General features: G+C 49.2%; 1 pseudogene. It reads left to right on the top strand.

Features of this window, described 5'->3' with window-relative positions:
• A pseudogene (locus ACQEXP_RS21260) lies at nt 1-569 on the top strand (transketolase); the annotation flags it as partial.

Genomic DNA, 569 nt, shown 5'->3' with positions numbered 1-569 from the left:
TGGGATGACAATGGTATCTCTATCGATGGTCACGTTGAAGGTTGGTTCTCTGACGATACACCTAAGCGTTTTGAAGCATACGGCTGGCATGTAATCCCTGCAGTTGACGGTCACGATGCAGAAGCGATCAATGCGGCAATCATTGCAGCAAAAGCTGACCCTCGCCCTACACTAATCTGTACTAAAACTATCATCGGTTTTGGTTCACCGAACAAGTCTGGTTCACACGACTGTCACGGTGCACCACTAGGCGCTGATGAAATTGCAGCAACACGTAAAGAACTTGGTTGGGAGCACGGTCCTTTTGAAATTCCGCAAGATGTCTACGCGCAATGGGATGCGAAAGAAGCAGGCGCAGCTAAGGAAGCAGCGTGGAACGAGAAATTTGCAGCTTATGAAGCAGCATATCCAGAACTTGCAGCAGAATTCAAACGCCGCGTAAACGGTGAACTGCCAGCAGAGTGGGAAGAGAAAGCCAGCGCGATCATCGCAGATCTACAAGCTAACCCAGCAAACATCGCTTCACGTAAAGCGTCACAAAATGCGCTAGAAGCATTCGGTGCAATGCT

Source organism: Vibrio sp. TRT 1302 (genome assembly GCF_050113875.1).
Classification (GTDB): Bacteria; Pseudomonadota; Gammaproteobacteria; order Enterobacterales; family Vibrionaceae; genus Vibrio.
The sequence above is the reverse complement of the archived record's forward strand: the minus strand, read 5'-3'. Positions and strand labels throughout refer to the sequence as shown.